Genomic DNA, 5,082 nt, shown 5'->3' with positions numbered 1-5,082 from the left:
GTTGAGTTGTTGGAGAGTCTGGAACCTCGATTGAAGCCCGGCAGCCATTACCCCCGCCAAAACAATAAGAAATTCTTTCTTTGCGACCTTGGCGCACTCTGCGCGAGGCAAAATTTTTTGGTTTTTCTTAGCGTCTTGGCGTCTTTGCGCGAGGCATTCTTTTGAATTTCTTAGCACTGCCGTGCCTCTGCGGATGCCCTTCACTCGACGTCGAACTTGACCCGGCGGGTGACGCCGCAGAGGAGCTCGTAGGGAATGGTGCCGGCATGGCGGGCGACGGTTTCCACCGGAAGGTCAGCGCCCCAGAGGATAACCTCGTCCCCCACTCCGGCTTCAGGGTGATCACTCAAGTCCACGGTAATCATGTCCATTGAGACCCGACCGATGACCCGGCTGAGACGGCCATTGACCAGGACCGGAGTGCCATTGGCCACATGCCAGGGATAGCCGTCTCCATAACCAATGGCGGCTACGCCAAGCCGCATGTCCCTGGGTGAGGACCAGCCACCGCCGTAGCCCACACGACCACCCTTCTCCACCCATTTGACGGCAATCAGCTCGGTGCTGACCGTCATGGCTGGCTTGAGCCCGATGTCCTGGCCGCAGCGATCCGTGAAAGGCGTGACGCCATAAAGGATGATTCCCGGGCGAATCCAGTCCTGACGGGATTGGGGCCAGTCCACAACCCCGGCGGAATTGGCGATGGAACGCTCCCCGGGCCAGTCCTGCACCAGCTTGAGAAAACGATCAATCTGACCCGCCGGGTCGGGCGTGCCATCCTTCTCGTCAGCCGAGGCCAGATGGGTCATGTAGCGCAAGGGGCCTTCAGCCAACCCCTGGCGCTGAACGCGTTCACGGATGGCGGGTGCATCCTCCGGACGAAAACCCAGGCGATGCATACCGGTATCAATCTTCAGCCACAGCTTCTGAGGAAGGCCGGCAGACTCCAGCAAGGCCAGTTGAGCGGGGTCATGCAGCACCATCTCGAAGCCGTTATCCCGCACCACGGGGATCTCGCTCGCCCGGTGGATGCCTTCCAGCAGGATGACGGGATGACTGAGACCGGCGGAACGAATTTCCAGTGCCTCTTCCAGGCAGGCAACCGCAAATGCATCCGCGCCCTTCAGCGCTCGCGCTGCATCCACCAGGCCATGGCCATAACCATTGGCCTTGATGCAGGCCATGACCCTGGAATCGGGGGCAATCTCCCGCACCCGGGTGAGATTGTGTCGGATGGCATCAGTGTTGATTCGCGCCCGCGTGGCCCGCGTCATGTCAGTGCTTTCCCCAGCTATTCAGTACAGATCGCTTCCCCCGCCTGCTCGCCCGCTCAGTACTCCTCCATGTACTCTTCGCTGATGTAATTCTCGAAGCGGGTGTAGCTGCCCAGGAAGGTGGTGATGGCCTTGCCGGTGGGGCCGTTTCGTTGTTTCTCAATAATCAGCTCGGCCATGCCCTTGTGCTGCGTGTCCGGATTATAGACCTCGTCCCGGTAGATGAAGACGATGACGTCGGCATCCTGCTCGATACTCCCGGATTCACGCAGGTCGGCCATTTTCGGGCGCTTGTCGGGGCGCTGTTCCAGGTTGCGGTTGAGCTGGGAGAGGGCAATTACCGGGACGTTAAGCTCCTTGGCCAGGGCCTTGAGCCCCCGGGAGATTTCCGAGATTTCGTTGGTCCGGTTCTCTGACATCCCCGCCACCCGCATCAGCTGCAGGTAGTCCACCACCACCAGACCCAGACCGTGCTCGCGCTTGATGCGCCGGCAACGTGCCCGCAGCTCCGTCGGCGTCAGGGCCGGGGTATCGTCGATGAAAATGGGCGCCTCGGACATGAGGGCCACGGCGGAGGTGATCCGCGGCCAGTCTTCCTCGGAAATATCCCCGGTGCGCACCTTGGACTGGTCCACCCGACCCAGGGAGGAAATCATGCGCATGGCCAACTGGTCGCCGGACATTTCCATGGAAAAGATGGCCACCGGCTGCTTGGCCTGAATCGCCGCATGCTCGGCGAAGTTCATGGCCAGAGAGGTCTTGCCCATGGAGGGACGGGCGGCCAGGATGATCAGGTCGCTGGGCTGCAGCCCGGACGTCATTTCATCGAACTTGTCGATCCCCGAGGGAATGCCCGTGGTGTCGGCATCCGAGTGGATAAGCTCGTCGATGCGATCCACCGCCTGACGCAACAGGTCCTTGATGGGGCTGTAGGTCTGGCTGCGCCGCATGCCCTGCTCGGCGATCTCGAAGACCCGCTTTTCAGCCTCCTCGATCAATTCCTTGCTGTCGCGGCCGTCCGGGGCGAAGGCGCTCTCGGAGAGTTCATGGCCGATCCGGATCAGCTGCCGCAGCACCGAGCGTTCCCGCACGATATCGGCATAGGCGCGCACATTGGCCGCGCTCGGCGTGTCCTTGGCCAGGGCACCGAGATAGGCCAGCCCGCCGGCCTCTTCCAGCTCGCCGGTCTTTTCCAGGTACTCGGAGACGGTGACCGCGTCAGAGGGGTCGCCACGGTCGGAGAGACGGGCCAGGGCCCGGAAGATGATCTGGTGATTGCGGCGATAGAAATCGCCGTCGGAGAGCCGGTCCGCCACCTGGTCCCAGGTGCTGTTGTCCAGCATCAGGGCTCCGAGAACCGATTGCTCGGCCTCGATGGAATGGGGCGGAACCTTGAGCGCGTCCGCCTGCTCCGAATTGGGCAAGGATTCAGCCGAACCGACCATTGCGCCTCCCCGACGAACAAGCGGACTGAAAGAAGCGGCCGGGCGCAGCTGCCCGGCAATTGAGTCCGTGGTCGGCAGGCGCCGACCACGGACTCACAGTATCACGCCTGGATCACTCTTCGCCGATGACGTTGACCGTGATGGTCACGTCGACGTCGGAGTGCAGGTGGATGTCCACCTGGTGCTCGCCGACCACGCGAATGGGGCCGTCGTGCATGCGGATTTCCTTGCGCTCGACCTCGTGCCCCTGCTCATTGAGCACGGCCTCGATGTCGATGGGACCCACGGAGCCGAACAGCTTGCCTTCAGAGCCCGCATTGGCGGTGATCTCCAGGCTCAGGCCTTCCAGCTTCTCGGCCCGGGCCTTGGCGGCCTCCAGGGCCTCGGCGGCCTGCTTTTCCAGCTCGGCGCGGCGGGCCTCAAACTCGGCGATGTTTTCCTTGGTCGCCGGCTTGGCAATGCCGTAGGGGATAAGATAGTTGCGGCCATAACCGGGCTTGACGGTCACGCGGTCGCCCAGGCCACCCAGATTTTCAACCTTGTCGAGAAGTATGACTTCCATAACATCTACCTGATGGTTCTGCGGTTAATCGTCACTGCCGTCACTGACCTGCGGCGCAGGGGCATAACGGCCTCTCAAATCCAGCACATTGTCCAGTATGGCCAGGGCGGCCATGACACTCATCACCGGCACGGTGAACGGCAGCAGCAGGCCATACACCGGCACCAGCCAAACCCCGCCCAGCTTGCGCCGGTGCACGAAGGCATGGCAGACGGCCAGCCCCTGGAACATCAATACCAGGATGGCCACCAAGGCCAGGTTATCCAGCAGGGGCACTGTCGTGGTCACCGCCGCGAGGATGAAAACAACCCCGCCGGTCAGCACGGCAAACTGGCCGTGGCGCAGCTCGTGAAACTCTGCGCGAAATCCCCCTGGATTATACAGGATCGCCTGCCACCAGCGCCCGAGAATCAGACTGATGATCAGGGCCGCTGTCAGAGCCGCCGCCATCATACCGGGGACCAGCATGGCCAGACGATCCAGGGCTGCCTCATCGGGCACACCCTGTTCCCGGCCTTCCAGGAAGGGCATGAGCCACTGGTCAATCATCTCACGGCCCACCTGGCGGGCAGTATCATCGCCGCTGTGCAGGGCCAGGACCACCATGGCGCCGAAAAGCGCCGCCAACTGGAAGCTTCGCGCCAGGGACGCTGTACGCAACAGTGCCCAAGCCATCACCAGTACCGGCAACCACAGCGACAGTGCAGCCACTGGCAGGACCCAGGGCGGTGCCCCCAGCATGATCGCAAATGGAATCAAGCCGAGGGCAGCCAGGAAGGCAACGCCCGCGCCCTCGGCGGGCCCCTGGCGAAGCGCCACCAGAGCCACGAGGCCACCACCCAGCAGACTCAGCCACTGAATCGCGCCCATCAGCCAAACGCCGATCACGGCCCGCCAGCGGCTGCTCATTATCCAGCCGAGTACCGCCTGCATACTGGACTCCGTCATCCGGTGGCCGGCGATCCGACCACCGGCACCCCTTAGTTGGAGTGGCTGTCGGTGTAGGGCAGTAGCGCCAGATAGCGGGCGCGCTTGACGGCCTTGGACAGCTGACGCTGATAGAAGGCAGCAGTCCCCGTGATCCGGCTCGGGACAATCTTGCCGGTCTCGGTGGTGTAGGCCTTGAGGGTGTTGAGATCCTTGTAATCGATCTCCTTGACCCCGTCAGCGGTAAAGCGACAGAACTTACGACGGCGGAAAAAACGTGCCATTGCTCTAACTCCTCTTATATCCGATCAGTCAGGCCGCGCTCAGGCAGAGGCTGCGGCGGATTCCTTCTCTTCGCTTTCCGATTTGGACAGCGGAGAAGGCTCGGTGACGGCTTCTTCACGGCCGATGACCAAATGCCGGATGACGGCATCATTGAAGCGGAATGCGGACAGGATCTCGTCCAGAGCTTCCTTGGTGCACTCCACGTTCATCAGCACGTAATGGGCCTTGAGCACCTTGTTGATCGGATAGGCGAGCTGGCGCCGCCCCCAGTCCTCGAGGCGATGAACCTGGCCCTCGGCGGACTCGATGATCGACTTGTAACGATCGATCATGGCCGGGACCTGGTCACTCTGATCCGGATGGGTCAGAAAAACGATTTCGTAATGACGCATCTTGCAAAAACTCCCTTCGGGTTCGGCCTCCCGCAGACGCGGTGAAGCAGAGAGTGCAACGGCCCGCCGGCGGGTTAACGTCGCAGAAAAATAAAAGCCCCGGAGCCGGCCCGGGGATTAATCGACAAATTTTAGGGAAAACCGCCGGCGGGCGCAAGGCCTTTCGACGAAGGGGTGATAGATATAGTGAACAGTTC

6 protein-coding genes are annotated in these 5,082 nt (G+C 61.9%); all 6 read right to left on the bottom strand.

Annotation, left to right across the window (positions count from 1 at the left end):
- Positions 1-200: 200 nt before the first annotated feature.
- Positions 201-1,274: an alanine racemase gene (alr, locus tag ACJWXQ_RS00635; RefSeq protein ID WP_346050087.1), complete on the bottom strand. Its 1,074-nt coding sequence runs from the start codon at positions 1,272-1,274 to the stop codon at positions 201-203.
- 56 nt (positions 1,275-1,330) lie between these two features.
- Positions 1,331-2,719 (bottom strand): replicative DNA helicase, encoded by a 1,389-nt coding sequence (gene dnaB, locus ACJWXQ_RS00630; protein ID WP_346050089.1) that lies wholly within the window; start codon positions 2,717-2,719, stop codon positions 1,331-1,333.
- A 112-nt stretch (positions 2,720-2,831) separates the two neighbouring features.
- Positions 2,832-3,281 (bottom strand): 50S ribosomal protein L9, encoded by a 450-nt coding sequence (gene rplI / locus ACJWXQ_RS00625; RefSeq protein ID WP_346050091.1) that lies wholly within the window; start codon positions 3,279-3,281, stop codon positions 2,832-2,834.
- 24 nt (positions 3,282-3,305) lie between these two features.
- Positions 3,306-4,214, bottom strand: coding sequence for a hypothetical protein (locus ACJWXQ_RS00620; protein ID WP_346050093.1), 909 nt, complete (start codon positions 4,212-4,214; stop codon positions 3,306-3,308).
- A 47-nt stretch (positions 4,215-4,261) separates the two neighbouring features.
- Positions 4,262-4,492: a 30S ribosomal protein S18 gene (rpsR, locus tag ACJWXQ_RS00615; protein ID WP_346050095.1), complete on the bottom strand. Its 231-nt coding sequence runs from the start codon at positions 4,490-4,492 to the stop codon at positions 4,262-4,264.
- 39 nt (positions 4,493-4,531) lie between these two features.
- Positions 4,532-4,885 (bottom strand): 30S ribosomal protein S6, encoded by a 354-nt coding sequence (rpsF, locus tag ACJWXQ_RS00610; RefSeq protein WP_346050097.1) that lies wholly within the window; start codon positions 4,883-4,885, stop codon positions 4,532-4,534.
- Positions 4,886-5,082: the final 197 nt, after the last annotated feature.

Origin of the sequence: Natronospira sp. (genome assembly GCF_007134575.1) — a bacterium.
Lineage (GTDB): Bacteria > Pseudomonadota > Gammaproteobacteria > Natronospirales > Natronospiraceae > Natronospira > Natronospira elongata.
Note: the sequence above shows the minus strand (reverse complement) of the source record. Positions and strands in the feature narration are given on the sequence as shown.

Bases quoted from the DNA above. Each gene is read 5' to 3' on its own strand.
- dnaB (WP_346050089.1), bottom strand. From the start codon at position 2,719: ATGGTCGGTTCGGCTGAATCCTTGCCCAATTCGGAGCAGGCGGACGCG.
- rpsR (WP_346050095.1), bottom strand. From the start codon at position 4,492: ATGGCACGTTTTTTCCGCCGTCGTAAGTTCTGTCGCTTTACCGCTGAC.
- alr (WP_346050087.1), bottom strand. From the start codon at position 1,274: ATGACGCGGGCCACGCGGGCGCGAATCAACACTGATGCCATCCGACAC.
- rplI (WP_346050091.1), bottom strand. From the start codon at position 3,281: ATGGAAGTCATACTTCTCGACAAGGTTGAAAATCTGGGTGGCCTGGGC.
- ACJWXQ_RS00620 (WP_346050093.1), bottom strand. From the start codon at position 4,214: ATGCAGGCGGTACTCGGCTGGATAATGAGCAGCCGCTGGCGGGCCGTG.
- rpsF (WP_346050097.1), bottom strand. From the start codon at position 4,885: ATGCGTCATTACGAAATCGTTTTTCTGACCCATCCGGATCAGAGTGAC.